Below are 21830 nucleotides of genomic sequence, written 5' to 3'. Positions count from 1 at the left end.
TGCCTTCTTGTCTTTTTGAGCATTCTTGAGACGCGAGTCGAGAAGAGCCAGCGCAGCTGTGAAGGAGCTTATATGTGTTATAGTTTCTCTTTTGTCATTTCGACGTCAGGAGAAATCTGAGTGCTATATTTTGAAACACTACTATCCGAACCTAGCCTTTTCTTTCATAGCCTTCTTTAATCCTGGGAGCTCTACTCACCTATAGTTCTATAGTTAGCTTTGGTGCCCTCACGGCCGGGAGGCCTCGTCTTTAGGCTTCGCGCCTTTGCTTTCTTGCTACCCTCGTTACCTCGGGTTGCCTGACGGCACCGCAACAAAGCAAAGGCGCTCAGCCCAAAGACTGTGATCAGTTCGATAGCTATAGTTCATGTGGCTTGAAAGTTATAGTTACATCGCTTTATCATGGTGGTAGTTCCGTAGGGACAGGTCGCGACCTGTCCGATACTGGTCTGTAACTATAGAACCACACACTAAACTATAGAAAACTCAGATTTCTCCCGCTGGTCGAAATGACAGTTGGGCATGCAGTAGCAGAAAAGTCCCCCTTTGAAGGGGGCAGGGGAATGACAAACGGTAGCTATAGAGCAAGAAACTAAACTAAGCAATAACAGAAATTCCCCTCCTGGGAGGGGCAGGGGTGGGTTAAAACAGCAACTATAGAACTATAACTCAAACTATAGCGACAACTCGAAAGCTCCTTCCCCTGTTGTTAGGGGAAGGCTGGGAAGGGGTAAAATGCCAACTATAGAACTAAAGCTACAACTATAGCAACTGCCGTAAAAACTCCCCACCTTAGACAAGGAGAGGCTGGGGTGGGTTAAAACAGTAACTATAGCACTATAGCTTCACAAATTTTGCCTGCTGCGATTGCTGCCCGTTCGATAACTGAATGAAGTATAAGCCCGCTGGCAGGTTTGCTACTTGTAACTGTATTTCCTTTTGCTGAACTATAGTTTGCGTTCCCATTTTTCTGCCTATGCGGTCGAAAATGACGGCGGTTGTCGGAGTAAAATCCAGGTCGGTTATAGTTACCGCATTGCCCGTTACAGGATTCGGGAAGACGACAGGTACAAAGTCCGGCACAGTTAGGTTGTTATTTCTAACGATCTGGGTTACATCATTCAGAATCCAGTTATCAGGGTCCATCGTTATGCCCAGTACTTCACCATCTATAGTAAAAGCGAACTGCTGTGTTGGTTTGGTTTGCCTCACTCTGAAAGTTTCGGTGCCGGTTGTGGTCTGTACCTGGTACGTTATATCGGTTCTGAAAAAAGGCGTAATTCCCGTAGTTGCCTGCTTCGATTCAATTACCATTCTTCTGTCCCGCTGATTCCAGGCGAGATCAAAAATGGGATAACCTTCGCCTTCGTACCACTGCTTAAAAAAATAACCGAGCTCTCTGCCTGTCGTTTGCTCCATTACCTTTTGCAGGTCGGCGGTAGAGGCGGTGCGGCCCCCGAACTCGGCCTGGTAATTCTGTAATGCTTTGAAAAAGAGTTGATCGTTGTTTAATTCGTAGCGCAGCATGTGTACTACGGCAGCTCCTTTTTTATAAGTGATATTATAGTTGAAGATGCGGCCAACGTTTGTAGTATCCGGAACACGAAGGCTGCCGTGGGTAGCTGCTCTGGCCCTGTTGTGTGCATCTGTCATCCAGCTTCGGGCGGCCTCAGTTGAAAAGTGCTGTAAAGCCAGGTACTCCGCATAAGACGCAAACCCTTCGTTCAGCCAGATATCCTGCCATGAGGCACAGGTAACGTTATCGCCAAACCATTGGTGTGCCAGCTCGTGTGCGGTAAGTGTAAAAGTAAAAGTGCTCTGGGTGGTCATGGTCTGGTGCTCCATGCCGCCGCCAATGGGTGCCATGCTATGGCCATACTTCTCCTTGGCAAAAGGGTAAAGCGTAAAGAGTTCCGAGAAATGCTCTATCAGCGGAGGTGTAAAATCGATCTGGTTTTTATAGTTGGCCAGAGAACCTTTATAGACATAGTTCACAACCGGGATTGGCTTTGTAGCAGCGGCCGGGCTAGCAAACTGCACATATTCGTCGTAGTCCGATACGGCCACAGAGATGAGGTAATAATCGATCGGGTAGCGGCTTTTCCATTCGTACCGTATTTTACCGCTGGGCAATGTTACCGTGTTAGTCAGTAAGCCATTAGAGCCTGCTTTATTTTCCGGGCTGGTGGTAACAAATACATGCACAGAGTCGGCTTTGTCAGTAAGCACCTGTTTGGTTGGCCACCATTCATAGGCAGCATATGGTTCGCTCAGGCTCCAGGTTACATTGTTTCCCCACTGGCTTTCGCGGGCAGTATTAAATCCATTGCCAATAGCGGCATTACCGCTGTTTGGCGCAGTGCCGCTATAGTTTATTACAGCTACTACTTTGCTTTTGGCAGGAACTATAGTTGTAAGGTTTACAGAAACATCGCTTCCGTTTCGGGTTATATTGCTTTGCTGCGTGCCGTTTATAGTTACAGATGCTATCGTATAGCTGGGGTGCAGCTCAAAGGCAAATACAGAAAGCGGGCTAGACTTTACGGTAGCATGTGTGGTGACGCTTCCGGCTATGTACACGCTGTTTCGTTCCAGTGCCAGGTCAAGGCCATAGAAGGTAACGTCATATAAATTCATGAGCTGCATGTGTTGCTGCGAAGCGACTGCCATGCGCGCAGTATTTAATAATCTGCTGTCGGCACAGGTATGTTGTGCTAGTGTTTTAAATTGTGGCTGCGCACCGGCAAGGTGTAAAGTACCGATGCAGAGGAGCATCAGCAGGGTAATGTTTTTCATAGTTTCGGTTAGCGCAACATTACGTTCTATCTCACAGGCAGCACGGTATAACCTTTTTTACGAAGCAGTTCCAGTAAACCATCTTTACCTGTTAAGTGGCCGGCGCCGACAGCAAAAAAGGTAGGCTGTATGCGGGCCTCACGTTCCAAAACAGGTATCCAGCGTTTGTTACGGTTCACCAGAAAAGCCTGCTCGTACTCTTTGTATTCTTCTTCATCATATTCTTTCCTCGACAGTGCCTCTAATCCGGCAAGGTCCTGCTGCAGGTAAAGTTGTACCATGTCGCGGTAGGTCCGGCGGGCTTCATCCATATTGCTTACCATCTTTGTCAGCATCGTAGTCTGTACGCTTGCCGGCATCTCATCTATAGCCCTAAGCTGCTCGCTTACTGTTTCCAGGCCAATAACTTCTTTGCCCTGTTTCTGGGCTATTTCCATCAGGCTTTGTTCATACGATACAGCCTGGCATTCTGTTAGCTGCGACAATAACATAGAATGTAGCATAAATGGCTTCATACGGTCCAGTTGCGCCAGGTCAATTTTCAGGGTCTGTTTAAAATGGTTGTCCAGCAGGCTATAGTCATCCTCAGAGAAAAATCCCCGTAACGAACTTCCTTTTGGCAAAATTGAAGCCTGTTGCAATTCAACCATAAAATTGGGCGCATCCATATCCACCTCCAGCGACAGGCGCTCCGTGTTTGCCAGTTTCCTGGTCACAGCTTCCGGCATCTTAAAATTATCTGGGCAGATGGCGTGTATCGTTCCGAACAAGTATGATGGCTTGCTTAGTCCCTGGCCGCTAATTTCCCATAGCAAAGCCTTAGGCTGCTCTGCAGGAGCCTGGCCACGCGAAGGAACAGTTATACATAATGCCAGCAAAAGCACTAAAAACGGGCTATAGTATAATTTTCTCATAAGGGTGAAATTAGTTCTTCTGTAAAGATAATATTTTAATAGCATGAATATATATAGCTGAACACGAATACCTTTGTAAAGAATACTGAAATTAGTAAACTTTATAGTTTAATATAGTAAACAGGTATGGCAACTTACACGGTAAGCAATATTTATATCTACCCGATAAAATCACTGGGCGGTATTAGCCTGCAACAGGCGCAGGCGCAGGAGCGGGGTTTGCAATACGACCGACGCTGGATGCTGGTAGATGAAAAAGGTGGTTTCCTGTCGCAACGTAAGTTTGCCCAGATGGCGCTGTTGCAGGTTAAGTTAGAGCAGAACGGGTTATTAGTAAGCCACAAGCAGGGTTTGCTGAACCCATTATTTATTCCTTTTGAGCAGGAAGGTGGTAAAGAAGTTACAGTTACGATCTGGGATGATACCTGTACAGCCCGCGAAGTAGATGGCGACGTGACCATGTGGTTCTCGAAAGCCCTTGGTATGTTCGCCCGGCTGGTATACATGCCCGAAAATACACGCCGGATAGTTGACCCAACCTACGCCTTTGAGGAAGAAGTTGTAAGCTTTGCGGATGCATACCCGTTTTTAATAATAGGGCAGGAGGCACTGAATAACCTCAACAGCAAACTGGCGAAGCCGATACCTATGAATCGCTTCCGTCCGAATATAGTTTTTACCGGTGGCCAGCCGCACGACGAAGATACCTGGGATTCTTTTACAATAGGTGAGGTTAATTTCAGGGCAGCCAAACCATGTGCGCGTTGCGTGCTCACCACTATAGACCAACAGACAGCTATTAAAGGAGCAGAACCACTAAGAACGCTGGCAACTTACCGCATGCAGAACAACAAAGTACTTTTCGGGCAAAACCTGGTTCACGAAGGCGAAGGCATAATTAAGGTTGGCAATCAGGTGCAAGTGCTGCAATGGAAACAATAACACCCCGACAAGTATCGGCTGCACCTGATTCGGCACAAAGCATTAGTGTGTTTTATAGAATAACCGCGCTCTGGGCCTTATCCGAAGCGCTTTTAGGGGGTGTGCTGCACGCACTGCATTTGCCCGGTACAGGCTTGTTTGTAGGTGGGGCTTCCGTATTGTGCATCAGTTTGCTAGCGCACCATTGCCCGTCCCGGAAAGCTATACTTAAAGCTACTGTGATGGTTATAGTTGTTAAAGGCATGCTAAGCCCGCATTCGCCACCGGGAGCTTATCTGGCTGTTTTTATTCAGGGATGTTTGGGTTACCTGCTCTTTCCGGGTAAAAATTACTTTAAACTGAGTTGCCTGTTGCTGGGAGTGCTTACGCAATTGCAGTCGGCGTTGCAGCGGCTGGTGATCATGCTAATAATGTTTGGAACCGATCTTTACCGGGTAGCGCACGAATTCGTAAACTATATTCTTAAAAAGGCTGGCTTTGCCGGAGGTGACTATGTGCTTTATATAGTTGTCAGCTACATTGGTTTGCATATACTGATGGGCGTTTTTGTGGGTTGGTTGGCCGGTCGGTTACCAGGTATGCTTAAAGAACAGCAGCACAAAATCGATCTTAGCTCTTTCGCTTACTCCGGCAATGAAGGATTCGCCTCTTTGCCGCGTAAAAGGAAAAGTGCCTGGAAGCGGATGTTCCCTTTGCTAACTATAGCTATCTGTTTTCTCCTGGGTATCAGCGTGTACTTCAATCTTATAGTTTATAACACAGCCTATAGTATACTTTTGAGAGCAGTCATTATAGTTGCTTTATGGACGTGGGTGATAACTCCTTTATTACGCAAAGCCCTTAAACACTGGAGTGCAACCAAAAGATCTGCACTTGCCTCTGAGCTGGATCAGGTACTCCAGGTTATGCCTTATATATATAAGAGTGCCAAATTTTGCTGGGCCTCCACTTCACAATTCTCTTTTCTTAAAAGACTGCTGCTTTTCCCGGGGAGGTTAGCAGCTATAGTTATTTGATTGCAAATTCAAGAGAGTAATATAACTATTCCAATATGGTGTGTTTTGGTGAGTACTGTAATATAGTAAGGTTTGCTATCTTTACAGATTTTGACTGCACTATAATCAGAGGGTAAACGTGAACAAACATAGTATTTAGTCAGAGATTTAAACTTTGATGTGAACAGATTGTAAAATCCTGCCAAGTGTTATTTGTTTAGTTATAATTCTTGCCTAAAAAGTAATATTAAATTAAAAAAAAATTTAAATAAGGCCTGAAGTATTTTGAAATACAGGAGGTCTGCCTATATTTGGTTCACAAACTAATCTATAACTATTCATTTAACACATTCTAGCATGAAGAAGAGTTTACTGCTCAGTTTCATTTTTGTGTTTGCGCTTGTAGTGCAAGTGCTGGCACAAAATCGGACAGTAACGGGTAAGGTGACAGATCAGGAAACTGGTCAAGGGTTACCAGGCGTTACTGTTTTGGTAAAAGGCACATCATCCGGTACAGCTACCGGTGTTGATGGGGGATTCACAATTGCTGTTCCATCAAATGACGCTATTCTTGTAATGCGTTACGTGGGATACGATGCTAAGGAAGTAGCAGTTGGAGGGCAATCAGTAGTTAATGTACAGCTTGCCCAATCTTCCGAGAGCTTATCGGAAGTAGTAGTAGTAGGCTACGGTACTGAGTCAAGAGAGAAAGTAGTTGGTTCAGTAGCTACAGTTTCTCCAAAAGAAATTGAATCGGTTCCATTAACTTCTGTAGATCAAATTATTCAGGGTAGATCTCCTGGTGTACTTTCAACTACAGGCAGCGGTCAGCCGGGTGCTACAACTAACGTACGCGTTCGTGGTGTAGGTTCTATTTCAGCAGGCTCAGCGCCACTTTATGTAATAGATGGTATTCCTGTAGCTGTTGGTGACTTAACACGAAATACAGAAACTTCAAACCTAATGGCCAATATCAACCCAAATGATATTGAGTCAATCTCTATTCTAAAGGATGCTGCAGCTACTTCACTTTATGGTGCCAGAGCAGCAAACGGTGTTATCCTTATTACTACTAAAAGAGGTAAAGCAGGCGCTACTAAGTTCACGTTAAGAAGCCAGTATGGTTTTAACGAAAAGAACCAAGGTAATTACCGTGCAATGACTTCTGCAGAGCTTCTTGAGTATGAGAGAGAATCTATTGTGAACGCAGGAGGTAATCCTGACGCATTAAGACCATTAACTATTTTAGACAATGGTGTTAGTACAAAATGGGTTGATTATGCATACCAGACAGGTGCAACTCAATCTTATGAACTAAATGCATCAGGTGGTGATGAGAAAACCCGTTTCTTCTTATCAGGTAGCTATTTTGATCAGCAAGGAACATTGATTGGTACACAACTTGAGCGTTATTCTGGTAGATTGAACGTAGATCATAAGGCAACTGACAAATTAAGCCTAGGTGTTAACTTAGGTCTTTCTAGAACAAACCAGGAGTCTGCTACGGCGGGTAACTCATTCCAAAGCCCAATTCTTGGTTCATTCCTTTTATTGCCTTACGATAGAGCTCAGAACGAAGATGGTACCTGGAACAATAACTTCATGTTCGGTACACTGAACAATGATAACTTTGCTTACACAGTAAGACAGAACGATCGCTTAAACTATACCGGTCGCGCTTTAGGAACATTCACTGTCGGATATGATATTTTGAAAAATCTGAAATTTAACGGTGTGTTAGGTTTAGATTATATCAGCATTCTGGAGGATGAGTATACAAGCCCTAATACAAATGATGGTGAAGATGTTTTAGGTAGAAGTGTGCAAATCAGTACAACAGATATTACTAAGACGGCACAGGCTACCCTGAACTATTTTACTTCAATCAACAACGTTCACAACTTTGATGTATTAGTAGGTTACGAATTACAGGATAACAACTATAATACGTTTGATGCAACAGGTACTGGTTTTGCAAATGATAGATTAAGAGTACTTTCTACAGCAGCAGTTCCTGAAGCAGTAGGTGGTTCTGGTTCATCTTACGGGTTCCTTTCTTACCTGTCAAGACTAAATTACGATTTCGCCGATAAATACTACTTAACGACTTCATTTAGAAGAGATGGTTCTTCTCGTTTCGGTGCTAATAACCGTTGGGCAAACTTCTGGGCAGTAGGACTTTCTTGGAGAATTAACCAGGAAGACTTTATGAAGGATATTGACCTTATTAGCGACCTTAAGCTACGTACTAGCTATGGTACTTCAGGTAACGCTGATATTGCTAATTTCGGTGCAAGAGGTTTATATGGTTACGGTGCATCTTATAATGGTATACCAGGAAGTTCTCCTTCACAGGTTGCTAACCCAGACTTAACTTGGGAGAAAAGTAAATCTTTCAACATTGGTTTAGATTACGGTATTCTTGATTCAAGAATCACGGGTAGTGTAGAGTATTATAAGAGAAATACATCTGATCTATTACTGAATGTTCCTATCTCTTCTACAAGCGGTTTTACTACAGCACTTCGTAACGTTGGTGAAATGGTAAACAAAGGTGTGGAAGTTGAAGTATCTACAGAAAACTTGAGAGGTAATTTTGGTTGGACTACTGATTTCAATATCGCATTCAACAGAAACGAAGTTATAAAACTAAACAACGACCAGGATATTCTTGGTGGAACTCAGATTACCAAAGTAGGCGAACCTATTTACTCATTCTACCTAAGAGAGTGGAAAGGTGTTAACCCTGCTAATGGAGAGCCACTTTGGTCAGATGGTAAAGGTGGTGTAACTAGTGAATATGCAAATGCACCACGCAGTCTGCAAGGTAGTGCTAACCCTGATTTCTTCGGAGGTTTAACTAACACATTTACTTACAAGAACTTCGAGTTGTCTGGTTTCTTCTACTTCACTTATGGTGGTAAGATTTACAACGATGCTAGAAGAATTTTAGAAGGAGATGGTGCTTTCTTCGGATACAACCAATCTGCTTCATCTCTTGACAGATGGCAGCAACCAGGTGACATTACAAACAGCCCGAAAGCTGTTCGTGGTAACTCATCTTCAAGCAACCAAGCTTCAACAAGATTCCTGGAAGATGCTTCTTTTATCCGTCTGAGAAACGTAATGCTGGCATACAACGTGCCATCTAGCTTAAGCCAGAAACTGAAAATGAACTCAGTAAGAGTTTATGCTCAAGGTCAGAACTTATGGACCAAAACAGAATACACTGGTTTTGATCCTGAACTAGCTATTAATGGTACAGAGTTCTTCCGTTATCCAAACAGTAAGACAGTTACTTTTGGTCTCGACCTTAGCTTCTAATCTGGGCTTTTAGATTAATATCTTAATAATTAAGAAAATGAAAGTAAATAAATATATAAAAGTGTCGTTGATGCTAGCCATATTAGGCTTCACAACGCCATCTTGTGATGACGTGTTGGAAAAAGACCCAACAGCTTCACTTTCTAACGAAGCGGCATTAGATAGCTTTGAAGGAATTAAAACTGCGTTAACTGGTGCTTATAGTGGTTTAGGTGGTCTTAACTACTACGGTCGTGACTTTGTAGTTACTCCGGAAGTTGCTGCTGATAACGTTAAACTATCTGCTACTAACACAGGCCGTTTTGTATCACAATATAATTATAGTGGTCTTGTAGCTGCGAATGGTGATGTCGCAGGTTTTTGGAATACAGCATATAACGTTCTTGCAAGAACAAACAATGTTATAAATTCCATGGATGTAGTGAAGGAAGGTGCTGAAACAGAGCGTAACCAAGTTTTAGGTGAAGCGCTGTTCCTTCGCGCCCTTGTTCATCATGATTTAGTACGTTTATTTGCTCAGCCATATAACTTTACACCAAATGGAAGCCATTTAGGTATCCCTGTTGTTCTAAAGTCTGAGCTTGGAAACCCTGCTAGAAATACGGTTGCAGAAGTTTATACACAGATTATTGAAGATCTAGAAAGAGCATCTGATCTGATGACTATTAATCCTGCTAAGCCTTTCACAGCATCTAAATATGCTGCTGAAGCTCTCTTATCAAGAGTTTATTTGTATAAGGGAGATTGGCGAAAGGCTGCTGATGCTGCAACAGCTGCAGTTAATGGTTATAAGCTTGTAGCTGGTGAAGATTATGTTGATATGTGGTCTTCAGAAGCTACAACGGAGTCAATATTTGAAATCCAGTTCTTGCTATCAGATAACAGAGGCGCTAATAACCCAGGTTATATCTATATCAAAGAAGGATATGGTGATTTACTTCCAACCCAAGATGTTCTGGATATTTATGAAGAAGGTGATGTTCGTTTAGATATTTTTAGAAATTTTGCTGGACAGGCCTATATCTATAAAATCCCTGGAAAAGAAACACCTGGTCTAAGTAATATCATTGTTCTTCGTTTAGCAGAAGTATTACTGAACAGAGCGGAAGCATTAGCTGAATTAGGTGAGAAACCAGCCGCATTAACTGATATTAATAAAATTAGAGAGCGTGCAGGTGTAGCACCAATTGGAATTGCTGATCTTACAGTTGATTTCATTTTAGAGGAGAGAAGAAGAGAACTAGCTTTTGAAGGACACCGCTTATTCGATATCAAGCGTAGAGGTCAGGATTTAGTTAGAGAAGACTGCAATCTACAGGCTAACTGCACAATAGAGGCTGGTAGTAACTATTTTGCTTACCCAATTCCTCAGCGTGAACTTGATGCAAATCCAAACATCAAAGAGCAGCAAAATCCAGGATATTAATCTTATTAGGTTATAAAGATGAAAAGATTTATAAATAAATTGTTTTTAAGCTTCGGTATAGTAAGCTTAGTTTTAGGCGCCACCTCGTGTGATGATCCTGAGGATATAGGTAAATTTGAAGGACCAAATTTTATAGCTTTAGATAAAGCAGCTTATTCAGTAGCTGAAAACTCAACAGATCCTTTGACGATCAAAATTGGGGTTGCATCGACACCTGTTAAGGAAGATGTAACAGTAAATTACACTTTAGGTGGTACAGCAATTGTAGGTGAAGACTATACAGTTGCAAGCACTGGATCTGTAGTAATCCCAAAAGGAGGAAATACAGCAGAAATAGTTATTACACCACTTGATAATGATGTTTATGAGGCAAATAAGACGGTAGTAGTAACTATAACATCAACAAGCGCAGATTTTCCAATTGGCTTGAGTGGTAATTCTGAAAAGACTAAACGCAATTTTACTACTGTTACTATAGTTAACGAAGATTGTCCTTTAATTGCAGAGAACTTTGTAGGTACATATACTGCATTATATGAATATGCAGCAGATCCTGCAGATGGGCCTTACGAGCATACAACAACAGTTGCACTAGATCCTGAAGATGAGACAGGTTTGTTAATTTCCAACTTTTGGGGAGATGGTGTAACGGTGAAAGCAAAAATTAATGGTTGCTCAGGTGCTGTTACAATACCTTCTCAGAACTACTATGTTCATCCTAAATATGGGCAAGCGAAAATACAATCTGTATCAACCATCGCTTCTTCATCAGATATTAAAACTGGTAACTTTAAGTTAAGTTTTGCTGTAACAGTAGCAGCCGGTAGTTTCGGTAATTATACTGCAAAATTCACAAAGCAGAATTAATAGATTCTTGAAAATTGATCAAAAAGGGAGGACATTTGTCTTCCCTTTTTTTATGTAAAAATCTTAGAAATTCTCGAATGAACAATAAACTAAAAATAACGTTACTGGCTGCTTCCTGCTTCGGGTTAGGAGCTTTTGCAACAAAGCTGGCAGATGATAAAATTACTGTACCCATGTTACAGCAGGCACAACAACTGATGGGCTTGAATTTTACTTCTGCGCAGTTAGATTCTGCCACAACAGAACTGCAGGATTTTAAAGAAGGGTATAAACGCATAAGAAAAGTGCCGCTGCCGAATGACGTAGCGCCCGCTATAGTTTTTAACCCGATTCCGGTTGGATTTGAATGGCCAAAAGAAAAAGATAAATTTAAAGTTGAGGAGGTTAAAAAAGTTAAGTTGCCAAATAACCGGGAAGACCTGGCTTACTATAGTATTCCGCAACTGGCGTCGTTAATCAAATCAAAGCAGATTACATCGGAAGCGCTTACCAGATTTTATCTGGAAAGGCTAAAGCAATACGGCCCCACGTTGGAATGTGTTACCACACTAACAGAAGAGCTGGCTTTACAACAGGCACGGCAAGCAGATAAAGATATCAAAGCAGGCAACTATAAAGGCATGTTGCATGGCATACCATTTGGTGTAAAAGACCTGCTGGCTACGAAGAACTATAAAACAACCTGGGGAGCAACACCATACAAAGACCAGGTGATAAATATGGACGCCACAGTAGTGGATAGGCTCCAAAACGCCGGAGGAGTATTAGTAGCAAAGCTAACATTAGGTGCACTGGCGATGGGCGATGTTTGGTATGGTGGTAAGACTAAATCGCCCTGGGATTTGAGCAAAGGATCAAGTGGTTCGTCTGCTGGTTCGGCTTCAGCGGTCGCAGCAGGGTTGTTGCCTTATGCTATCGGAACAGAAACGCTCGGCTCTATAGTTTCGCCTTCTACAGCTTGCGGTACTACTGGTCTAAGACCAACCTTTGGGCGTGTAAGCCGGCATGGGGCTATGGCACTGAGCTGGTCTATGGATAAGATAGGCCCGATTACGCGATCAGCGGAGGATGCAGCAATAGTTTTTAATGCAATCTACGGACCAGACGGGAGAGATCTTTCCGTTTATAATGCACCTTTCAACTATAACAAGAAAATAGAGGCGAAGAAATTGCGTGTTGGATATCTGAAGAAAGATTTTGAAGGAAAATACGGCTTTAAAGAAAATGACCTGGCAGCACTGGATGATCTGAAGAAAGCAGGAATCGAATTAGTGCCTATGGAATTGCCCGATCTGCCTGTAAACGATCTGATATTAACTATATCAGTAGAAGGCGCAGCTGCCTTTGATGAGCTTACCCGAAGCGGAAAAGATAGTCTGCTGAAGCAACAACATAAGAGCGCATGGCCAAACATTTTCAGAGCTGGCAGATTTATTCCGGCAGTAGAGTACTTGCAGGCACAACGTGTAAGATCTTTATTGGTGCAGCAGATGCAGGAAAAAATGAAGGATATAGATGTGTATATCAGTCCGTCTTTTGGCAGCAGTAACCTGGTAGTTACAAACCTTACGGGCCATCCGTGCGTGGTAGTGCCAAATGGCTTTCAGAAGAATGGCATGCCTACAACAATTACGTTTATAGGTAAACTGTTCGGAGAAGCGGAATTATTAGCTTTTGCAAAACTATACCAGGATATAACCCCACACGAGGAGAAACACCCGACTGCCTTCCTGGTTAAAAAATAAGGAAAGTACATACACTTAACTATAGAAAGTCCCGGTTTGCAGGTTAAAACTTGAGAAACCGGGACTTTTGCATTAATTTGAACCTGAAACCACCCACCACAAACTATAACAACATGTTTTTTAAAAGTAAAGCTATAGTTGTAGCTCTTTTTGGAATGCTGGCAGCCGGCGCCGTGCAGGCACAAACATCATCCAGCGAGTTAACTATAGAGAAGATCATGCGCGATCCGAAATGGATCGGGACCTCGCCAAGTAATATTTTCTGGTCAGAAGATGGAAAGAAAGTTTATTTTAACTGGAATCCGGATGCCACTCGTAAAGACTCGCTTTATGCGGTAAATACCAAAGGGAAAGAAATTAAGAAAGTAGCAGCAGCAGAACGTCGAAGTTTACCATCTCCTTACGGTGCCTACAACCATGCAGAAACACTTAAGGTTTATGAAAAAAACGGCGACATCTTTTTGCTTGATATCAAATCCGGGAAAGTTACCCAGGTGACTAATACAGTAGAGCGTGAGAGCAATCCGAATTTTACGTTTGATGAGCGAGAAGTAACTTTCCAAAAGGATAATAATCTTTATTTGTGGTGTATTGCAAACGGTCAACTAACACAGCTCACTGATTTCAGAAAAGGGAAAAAGCAGGCTGAAGGGGAAGACAAAGACCCGCAGCGTGCCTGGTTACGCAATCAGCAACTGGGTTTGCTAACTATAGTTAAGGAGCGTGAAGCCGATAAAGCTGCTCTTAAGAAACAACAGAAAGCAGATGCTCCTGGCCGCCCATTGGATATATATATTGACGACAAGCAGGTAACTAGCGTTGTTCTCAGCCCTGATGAGCGGTTTATTACTTATAGTTTGATCAGCAGGCCAAAAAGTGCGAAAGTAGCTATAGTTCCGGATTTTGTAACATCATCTGGCTATACCGAAGACATTAACACCCGCACAAAAGTTGGCGACGCACAAAGTACGTATGAGTTCTTTGTTTATGATACCCGTCGTGACTCCACGTATGCAATAAGCATGAAAGATGTGGAAGGTATTTACGATGTGCCAACCTTTCTGTTAGAGAAAAATAAAAAAGCAACTATAGCCAAAGATGCTGCGGATGGCAAAACCAAGAAAGCCGAAATGCGCACCACGGTTATTTACGGCCCGGTGTGGTCCGATAACGGGAAGAATGCCGTAGTTGTAGCCCGCTCTGCTGATAATAAGGATCGCTGGATACTTTCTCTGGATCCTGCTACCGGTAAACTTAACCTGCTGGACCGCCAGCACGATGATGCCTGGATAAACGGACCAGGAATTGGCTATGGCACCGGAGATATCGGCTGGATGCCGGATAACGAATCGGTGTGGTTCCAGTCTGAGGAAAGCGGTTACTCGCATTTGTATGCCGTGAATGTTAAAACAGGCAAGAAAAAAGCCCTGACAAGCGGTAAGTTCGAAGTGTCGGATGTGCAGCTGTCTGATGATAAAAAGCACTGGTATTTTACAGCTAATAAAGTACACCCGGGCGAGCAGCACTTTTATAAAATGCCTGTAAATGGTGGAAGTATGGAGCAGCTCACAACGCAGCCTGGAGCATACGAAGTCACTATGTCGCCGGATGAGAAGATGCTGGCCTTCCGTTACTCTTACAGCAACAAACCGTGGGAACTGTATGTAATGGAGAACAAGAAAGGCGCAAAACCACGACAGATCACCAATTCCCTGACCGAAGAGTTTAAAGCTTACAAATGGCGCGAACCGGAAGTTATCTCTTTTAAAGCAGAAGACGGTGTTGATGTATATGCACGCCTGTACCAACCGAAGAATGCAAAAGCTAAAGGACCAGCTGTAATATTTGTGCATGGCGCTGGTTATTTACAGAATGCGCATAAGTGGTGGAGCAGTTACTTCCGGGAATACATGTTCCATAACTTTTTAGTAGACCAGGGTTATACCGTATTGGATATAGACTATAGAGGCAGTGCCGGATATGGCCGCGATGTGCGTACAGGTATTTACCAGTTTATGGGCGGGAAAGACCTGAGCGACCACGTAGACGGAGCCAAACTGCTTGTCGATAAATATAACGTAGACCCGAAAAAGATCGGCATTTACGGTGGCTCTTATGGTGGCTTTATTACCCTGATGGCCATGTTCACAGAACCGGACGTATTTGCAGCAGGAGCCGCTTTACGTTCCGTTACCGACTGGGCACACTATAATCATGGCTATACTTCCAATATCCTGAATACGCCACAAACCGACAGCCTGGCTTACGCTAAAAGCTCGCCTATCTATTACGCCGAAGGTCTGAAGGGCGCATTGCTTATCTGCCATGGCATGGTTGATACCAACGTTCATTTCCAGGACGTGGTCCGCCTGGCGCAACGCCTGATAGAACTTGGAAAAGATAACTGGGAGCTGGCTGTTTACCCTGTTGAAGACCACGGTTTTACAGAGCCCGCCAGCTGGACCGATGAATACAAGCGTATCTATAAACTGTTTGAAGAGAATCTAAAGGGGAAATAAAAAGCCTTAAACGAAAAAAAATGCAGATAGTTATATCTGCATTTTTTTTGCACTTTATTTGATTAGCAAGGTTTTAAAGTACACTTTGATAGCTTTCAAGGCATTAAGCGCTATATAGATCATTTAACAAAAGGTGTTTCATTAATCCTGATTATTCAGGGTTAAGTATAGTGTTTAAAATATCCATCTAGGGAAAGCTATATATAAGATGTGAAAATTTACTTTTACTTATACAGCCGCATCTTAACATTGATAACAATATTAGGCTATATACTAAAAGCTGTATTTATAAAAAAACCGTTATACAGCGTTTAAACACGGGTTTTTTCTCAATAATTGATTAAAGGAAAGGGTTTGGCATTGTAAAATTAACAGCTAAATTGGTAGCATTATTTTTACAAACTAACCATTTACTAATCTATTACATGAGAAAATTTTTATTCTTTGTTATGCTCATGCTTTCTGCAGTTTTGCAGGATGCTATAGGGCAGGCAAAAACGGTAACGGGTAAAGTCTCAGACCAGCAGAATGGCCTGGGCTTACCGGGTGTTTCCGTAATTGTCAAAGGTACATCGGTAGGAACAGCAACTACTGCAGATGGTACTTATACGCTGAATGTTCCTGCAGAAGGAACAACGTTAATTTTCAGGTTTATCGGTTATCTACCTGTTGAACGAGCTATTGGAAATCAGGGTACCGTAAACGTAACTATGGCAGTTGATGAAAAGCAACTGGACGAAGTAGTTATTGTCGCTTACGGTACAGCTGATAAGAACTCATTCACAGGTTCTGCTGCACAGATCACAACGGAGAAGATTGCTCAGAGACCGGTTACTAACATCGCTAACGCCATTACTGGTCAGGCAGCAGGTGTTCAGACAACTGGGGCAAGTGGTCAGCCTGGAAGCGGTGTCGCAATCCGTATTCGTGGTTTCGGATCATTTAACGCAAGCAACGACCCACTTTATGTAGTGGATGGCGTACCTTACTCCGGATCGATTGCAAACATTAATACAGAGGATGTAGAGAACATTTCAATCCTGAAAGATGCTGCTTCAACTTCACTTTACGGTGCAAGAGCTGCTAATGGTGTGGTAATGATCACCACCAAAAAAGGTAAAGCTAACAGAAGTGAGATCAACTTTAAGGTATCCCAGGGTTACTCTACAAGAGGCCTTGAGGAGTACGAGCGAGTTGATGCATTTGCGTATTATCCACTTGTTTGGGAAGCATACAGAAATTCACTGGTTGCCGGTGGTTCAACAGCTGATGCTGCTAACCAAAAAGCTTCTAACGATGTATATGGCATCCTGAAGTATAATCCGTTTAATGTTCCGAACAAAGAGATCGTAACAACAGATGGCAAGATCAATCCCAATGCTAAATTACTATATGGCGATGACCTGGATTGGGCTAATGAATTAACGCGTACAGGTAATCGTAAAGACTATGGTCTTAATTTCTCAGGTGGTGCTGATAAGACAGACTATTTTGTGTCTTTAGGTTATTTAAATGATAAAGGATACCTGATTAAATCTGACTACGAGCGTTTTACAGGTCGTGTAAATGTTAATAGCCAGGCAACTAACTGGTTAAAGACAGGTCTTAACCTATCAGGTACAATGACTGAGTCTAACCAGGCTAACGACGCAAGCAGCACAGGATATGTTAACCCTTTCTACTTCTCTAGAAATATTGGTCCTATATATCCGATTTATCAGCATGACCCGGTTACAGGGGAATATATTCTGGATGCTAAAGGAAATAAAATTTATGACCTGGGCGTAGGACGTGGTCCTGGTGCCAGCGCAGGCAGACATGTACTGGCTGAGACTGTTCTGAATGATAATCTTTTCAACCGTACTGCTGTAAGCGGCAGAACTTATGGTGAAATTAAATTCCTGAAGGATTTTAAATTTACTACTAACGTAAGTGTGGACGTTTCAAACTATACTGGCCTTACTTTCGAAAACACATTAGTTGGTGATGGTGCACCTGCCGGCCGGGCAAGCAATATAAATACCACAACTACAAGCTACACTGTAAACCAGTTACTGAACTACGCAAAAACATTTGACAGACACTACTTTGATGTATTGTTAGGTCATGAGAACTACGACTATACTTACAAATATGGTGGTGGTAGCAAGCAAGGTATTATCGTTGACGGTATTACAGAATTAGTGAACTTTACAACTATAAACAGTTTAACTTCTTACACAGATAAGTATAGAACTGAAGGTTATTTTGGTAGAGTTAACTATACTTTTGATGATAAGTACACCTTATCTGGTTCATACAGAAAAGACGGTTCATCAAGATTTCATAAGGATGTAAGATGGGGCGATTTCTGGTCAGTTGGTGCTTCCTGGAGAGTTGACAGAGAGTCGTTTATCAGTATGCCTGAGTGGTTAGATATGCTTAAACTTAGAGGATCTTATGGCGAAGTTGGTAACGATGATATAGGCAGCTTCTATGCATATCAGGAGCTTTACAACTTTGGCCCTGGATTTAATAATGCGTCTCAACCAGGTTTCCTGCAAGCTAGTTTACCATCAGAAGAATTACTTTGGGAGTCAAGCAATAGCTACGACTTTGGTATTGACTTTAGTATGCTGAACAACAGAATACATGGTTCTGCAGATTATTTCTACAGAGGTTCTGATAACTTGCTTTTCCAGGTTCCACTTCCACTATCTAGTGGCTTGCTGACAAAAAATGAAAACATTGGAGCTCTGTTCAACAAAGGTATAGAGCTACAGGTTTCTGCTGATGTTCTTAAGATCAATGATTTTACCTGGAATATCGATGCTAACTGGACAACTCTGAAGAACGAATTCACAAAGCTGCCTGGTGACCAGAAGGAGATTATAAATGGCACCAAAAAGATTATGGTGGGCCGCTCTTTATATGATTTCTGGTTAAGAGATTTCTATGGTGTTAACCCGGATAATGGTGATGCACTTTACAGAGCTAACGTTTACAGTGATGATGATAAAAAAATTAAGATCATCAACGGCGATACTCTGACTAATGATATTACGAATGCAAAATACCACTATGCAGGTACAGCTATTCCTGATTTCACTGGTGGTATCACTAACACCTTCTCTTACAAAGGGCTGTCTTTATCCGCTTTAGTTACCTATCAGGTAGGTGGCCAGATATATGATGGTACTTATGCCGGCTTAATGGGTGCTTACAATGAAGGGGGTGCATGGCACAAGGATATCCTGAACCGCTGGCAGAAACCAGGTGACATTACAGATGTTCCGAGAATACAGGCTGGTAGCCAGTCAACAAGTTTAAGCTCCGGTACTTCAGACAGATGGTTAACAGATGCTTCTTTCTTTAACCTGAGATCTGTAACATTAGCTTATAACCTGCCAGAAAACATTGCATCTAAAGTGTTTGCTAGGAGAGTAAATGTATACGCAACAGGGGAGAACCTTACACTAGGTTCAAAGAGAAAAGGTATGAATGTGGGCCAAAGCTTTGCAGGTACAACTTCAAACGTGTACACACCGGCGAAGATCGTTACATTCGGATTAAATGTAACCTTATAATTATTTAAGTAATGAAAAGAGTTTTATATAGCGCATTTGCAGCGTGCTTACTCCTGCTCTCATCGTGTGAGAAGGAGTATTTAGAGACAAACCCAACAGACCAGGTTGCTGAATCTGAGGTTTTTACAACAACATCGAATGGTTGGGCCGCCATAAATGGTATGCACAGAGCCATGTTCTTCCAGTACGATGCCCAGGACCAGGCTGGTCAGGGTTCAGTAATGATCAACATGGACATGCTTGGAGAGGATGTTGTAAATACAACAACAGGTAATGGCTGGTGGATTAGTACTTATAGATGGCTGACCCACAGAAATGAAAATGCCGGAACTGTAACATTTGTTTACAGATTTTACTATAAGTTGATAGCCAATGCTAACAAAATAATTGACAATATTGATAAGACAACTGGTCCTGAGGCTGATAAGCAGGCAATAAAAGGGCAGGCGTTAGCCTACAGAGCATGGGCACACCACCAGTTAGTTCAGATCTTTGCTGAGCGTTATAAAGCAGGTGAAACAAACAGCCAGCTAGGCGTTCCTGTAATGTTAACCAACACAATTGAAGGACAGCCTCGTGAAACTGTAGAAGATGTTTATGCACAGATAAACAGTGATTTTGATGCTGCTATTTCTTTACTTCCTGCTACACGTAGTGCTAAGTCTCATATCAATGTTAACGTAGCAAAAGGAATGAAAGCACGTGTAGCCTTAACTATGGGTAAGTGGGCTGAAGCTGCACAGTTAGCGAATGAAGCAAGAGCAGGTGCTACTTTAGAGAATTTTACGCAGATGCTGTCAGGGTTTAACGATATAAGTACCCCTGGTTGGATATGGGGTAGTGATCAGATCCAGGATCAGACTACGTATTTCTATTCCTTCTTTGCTTACATGTCTGTAAACTTCAGTTCAACGAATATCAGAGGTAATCCTAAAGCCATCAACTCTAAGTTGTATGCTAATATATCTGATACAGATGTGCGCAAGCAACTTTGGGATACTACACCAGTTGCTATAAAAGATGCAGCAGGTAAAACTGTTGGGTATGATATCAATGGTGTTCAGATTCTGCCAACTTTCACTCCTAAAGCCTATATGAACCGCAAGTTTATATCAGCTGGAGGTTCTGGTAGCAGTATTGGTGACGTTCCTTACATGAGAGCTGCTGAAATGTACCTGATCGAGGCAGAAGCACTTGCCCGTCAAGGTAAGGATGATCTGGCAGCAAAAGCACTTTATGATCTTGTTGTAACTCGTGATCCTGACTATGTTATTTCAACCAGTACAGGTCAGACATTAATTGACGAGATCTTAATTCAGCGTCGTATTGAGCTTTGGGGTGAAGGTTTCAGGTTCCTGGATCTGAAGCGTACTAACAGTGCTTTAGACAGAACTGGCGCTAATCACGTTGCTACAGTTGTCGCTGACCTGTATACAGTACCAGCAGGCGATAAGCAGTGGCAGTGGCTTCTCCCTAAGAGAGAGCTTGATACTAACCCTGCAGCAGTACAAAATCCGCTGTAGATATTTGGTTAAATTTAAAACAGGGGGCTACCAGGTTGGTAGCCCTTTTGTTTGCTAACTATAAAAAGAGCCCGGCAATCCAAATTGCCGGGCTCTTTTTATAGTTAGTTTTACCTGTACCTATAGTTTAGAAAGAATAGCTAAGGTTTGCGCCCTGCGCTGCCGAACCATTAAAAGTTGGTATTACAGTAGGTGCAAGGGAGATGCCTGTGTTATTGGTCTTTTTATGTAATTGCGGAATAAGTATGCCGGAAGCTGCTCCAACTGCATACCCTATCAGGTTATCGCTCAGGAAGTGCTTGCCAGCTTTTAGGCGCAGGTAGCCAACTGTGGCGGGTACTGCAGCAGCCGCAGCCCAAACGTACGGCCTTGCCCCTGAATCAGGGTTAAAGTCGTGAAATACTTTGGCTGCAAAAAAAGTAGCTGCAGCAGTTGCTGCTGTGTGCCCGGCAAAGAATGAGTTTTGCGCATTGGCTTCTGTTCTATCGCTCATGTCCACTTCATCGCTGTAAACCATTGGCCTTGCTCGTTCCGTATTACCATTTGCCAACGTAAAAAGGGTACCGGTTACGGCCATAGTTTCCACATAAAGCACTAAAACCTGTCCTGCTTTCTGCCCGACATTCTTGTTCAGCATCATAGCAAACGGCATGGCAAAAGAACCATAAAATGGAAAATCACTTACCTTTTTTGCATTATCAGAGTGGTAACCAGCACTAAACCTGTCAAAAGAGTTTACATCATTTTTATTGAGCGCATTCACTTCATCTACTGTAAAACCTTCTTTGTCCTGAATCAGAGATAGACCATATGCGCTAAGGCCGACACCTGCAGCTATTACCGGAGCATCTACCGCAAATCTGGTTCTGTAAGGCGAGTCATTTTTCTGCGCCACTGCGGAGCAGGTAATGAGAGTGAATATTGTAAATAAGGATATAATGGATTTCATAAGAATAATCTTTGTTATAATTCAGGAATTGATGTTTTTGAAACGGCCTCCTATTTAAAAGGTTTTGAACTATAGCTAGATAAGGATATAGCGCTATAGTTTGTATGAATTTTTATAGATTACTATATCTGGATACTAAGTATTTTCGTATCAGTTTCTGAATGTTTTGCCTGCTATAAGCTTGATAAGGTATACCCCCTGAATTTTTTAAGTGTGCCGGAATTGTTTTAGCTTTGCAGTAAGTGACCGCACGGCCATAGTTTT

The 21830-nt window shown here is 42.5% G+C and carries 12 protein-coding genes; 9 read left to right on the top strand and 3 right to left on the bottom strand.

The genetic code is table 11. The features are described from left to right. Window positions 1–837: 837 nt before the first annotated feature. The gene (locus GSQ66_RS12480; RefSeq protein WP_162427779.1) at window positions 838–2796 is read right to left on the bottom strand and encodes a M1 family aminopeptidase; all 1959 of its coding nucleotides are present in this window, start codon (window positions 2794–2796) and stop codon (window positions 838–840) included. A 26-nt stretch (window positions 2797–2822) separates the two neighbouring features. Continuing rightward, complete coding sequence (locus tag GSQ66_RS12475) at window positions 2823–3710, bottom strand: TraB/GumN family protein (RefSeq protein WP_162427778.1); 888 nt, start codon at window positions 3708–3710, stop codon at window positions 2823–2825. 126 nt (window positions 3711–3836) lie between these two features. Between GSQ66_RS12475 and GSQ66_RS12470 the strand changes: the two genes are divergently transcribed. The 9 genes from GSQ66_RS12470 (at window position 3837) to GSQ66_RS12430 (ending at window position 20617) form a co-directional block, all read left to right on the top strand. Continuing rightward, window positions 3837–4652, top strand: a complete 816-nt coding sequence (locus GSQ66_RS12470) for an MOSC domain-containing protein (RefSeq protein WP_162427777.1) — start codon at window positions 3837–3839, stop codon at window positions 4650–4652. Then, window positions 4640–5668: a hypothetical protein gene (locus GSQ66_RS12465; protein WP_162427776.1), complete on the top strand. Its 1029-nt coding sequence runs from the start codon at window positions 4640–4642 to the stop codon at window positions 5666–5668. The genes GSQ66_RS12470 and GSQ66_RS12465 overlap by 13 nt, the downstream gene beginning before the upstream one ends. A 336-nt stretch (window positions 5669–6004) precedes the next feature. After that, complete coding sequence (locus tag GSQ66_RS12460) at window positions 6005–8971, top strand: SusC/RagA family TonB-linked outer membrane protein (protein ID WP_162427775.1); 2967 nt, start codon at window positions 6005–6007, stop codon at window positions 8969–8971. Between the two features lie 37 nt (window positions 8972–9008). Further along, a complete protein-coding gene (locus tag GSQ66_RS12455) occupies window positions 9009–10397 on the top strand; it encodes a RagB/SusD family nutrient uptake outer membrane protein (RefSeq protein WP_162427774.1) in 1389 nt (462 codons plus the stop codon). A gap of 18 nt (window positions 10398–10415) precedes the next feature. Then, window positions 10416–11264, top strand: a complete 849-nt coding sequence (locus GSQ66_RS12450; protein WP_162427773.1) for a Calx-beta domain-containing protein — start codon at window positions 10416–10418, stop codon at window positions 11262–11264. Window positions 11265–11341: 77 nt separating this feature from the next. Beyond that, window positions 11342–13009, top strand: coding sequence for an amidase (locus tag GSQ66_RS12445; protein ID WP_162427772.1), 1668 nt, complete (start codon window positions 11342–11344; stop codon window positions 13007–13009). 113 nt (window positions 13010–13122) lie between these two features. After that, window positions 13123–15528 (top strand): prolyl oligopeptidase family serine peptidase, encoded by a 2406-nt coding sequence (locus GSQ66_RS12440; protein WP_162427771.1) that lies wholly within the window; start codon window positions 13123–13125, stop codon window positions 15526–15528. Window positions 15529–15953: 425 nt separating this feature from the next. Then, window positions 15954–19094 carry a SusC/RagA family TonB-linked outer membrane protein gene (locus tag GSQ66_RS12435; RefSeq protein ID WP_162427770.1) on the top strand — a complete coding sequence of 1047 codons (3141 nt, stop codon included), beginning with the start codon at window positions 15954–15956 and terminating at the stop codon, window positions 19092–19094. An 11-nt stretch (window positions 19095–19105) separates the two neighbouring features. Then, window positions 19106–20617 carry a RagB/SusD family nutrient uptake outer membrane protein gene (locus GSQ66_RS12430; protein WP_162427769.1) on the top strand — a complete coding sequence of 504 codons (1512 nt, stop codon included), beginning with the start codon at window positions 19106–19108 and terminating at the stop codon, window positions 20615–20617. A 127-nt stretch (window positions 20618–20744) separates the two neighbouring features. On the opposite strand, the gene GSQ66_RS12425 is transcribed toward GSQ66_RS12430, so the two are convergent. Beyond that, window positions 20745–21566, bottom strand: coding sequence for a phosphatase PAP2 family protein (locus GSQ66_RS12425; protein WP_162427768.1), 822 nt, complete (start codon window positions 21564–21566; stop codon window positions 20745–20747). Between the last annotated feature and the right edge of the window lie 264 nt (window positions 21567–21830).

It is taken from the genome of Pontibacter pudoricolor, from assembly GCF_010092985.1.
GTDB classification, from domain to species: domain Bacteria; phylum Bacteroidota; class Bacteroidia; order Cytophagales; family Hymenobacteraceae; genus Pontibacter; species Pontibacter pudoricolor.
Note: the sequence above shows the minus strand (reverse complement) of the source record. Positions and strands in the feature narration are given on the sequence as shown.

Excerpts from the sequence above, each read along its gene's own strand:
- GSQ66_RS12430 (WP_162427769.1), top strand. The coding sequence starts at position 19,106 with ATGAAAAGAGTTTTATATAGCGCATTTGCAGCGTGCTTACTCCTGCTC.
- GSQ66_RS12440 (WP_162427771.1), top strand. The coding sequence starts at position 13,123 with ATGTTTTTTAAAAGTAAAGCTATAGTTGTAGCTCTTTTTGGAATGCTG.
- GSQ66_RS12460 (WP_162427775.1), top strand. The coding sequence starts at position 6,005 with ATGAAGAAGAGTTTACTGCTCAGTTTCATTTTTGTGTTTGCGCTTGTA.
- GSQ66_RS12455 (WP_162427774.1), top strand. The coding sequence starts at position 9,009 with ATGAAAGTAAATAAATATATAAAAGTGTCGTTGATGCTAGCCATATTA.
- GSQ66_RS12445 (WP_162427772.1), top strand. The coding sequence starts at position 11,342 with ATGAACAATAAACTAAAAATAACGTTACTGGCTGCTTCCTGCTTCGGG.
- GSQ66_RS12435 (WP_162427770.1), top strand. The coding sequence starts at position 15,954 with ATGAGAAAATTTTTATTCTTTGTTATGCTCATGCTTTCTGCAGTTTTG.
- GSQ66_RS12475 (WP_162427778.1), bottom strand. The coding sequence starts at position 3,710 with ATGAGAAAATTATACTATAGCCCGTTTTTAGTGCTTTTGCTGGCATTA.
- GSQ66_RS12425 (WP_162427768.1), bottom strand. The coding sequence starts at position 21,566 with ATGAAATCCATTATATCCTTATTTACAATATTCACTCTCATTACCTGC.
- GSQ66_RS12470 (WP_162427777.1), top strand. The coding sequence starts at position 3,837 with ATGGCAACTTACACGGTAAGCAATATTTATATCTACCCGATAAAATCA.
- GSQ66_RS12450 (WP_162427773.1), top strand. The coding sequence starts at position 10,416 with ATGAAAAGATTTATAAATAAATTGTTTTTAAGCTTCGGTATAGTAAGC.
- GSQ66_RS12465 (WP_162427776.1), top strand. The coding sequence starts at position 4,640 with ATGGAAACAATAACACCCCGACAAGTATCGGCTGCACCTGATTCGGCA.
- GSQ66_RS12480 (WP_162427779.1), bottom strand. The coding sequence starts at position 2,796 with ATGAAAAACATTACCCTGCTGATGCTCCTCTGCATCGGTACTTTACAC.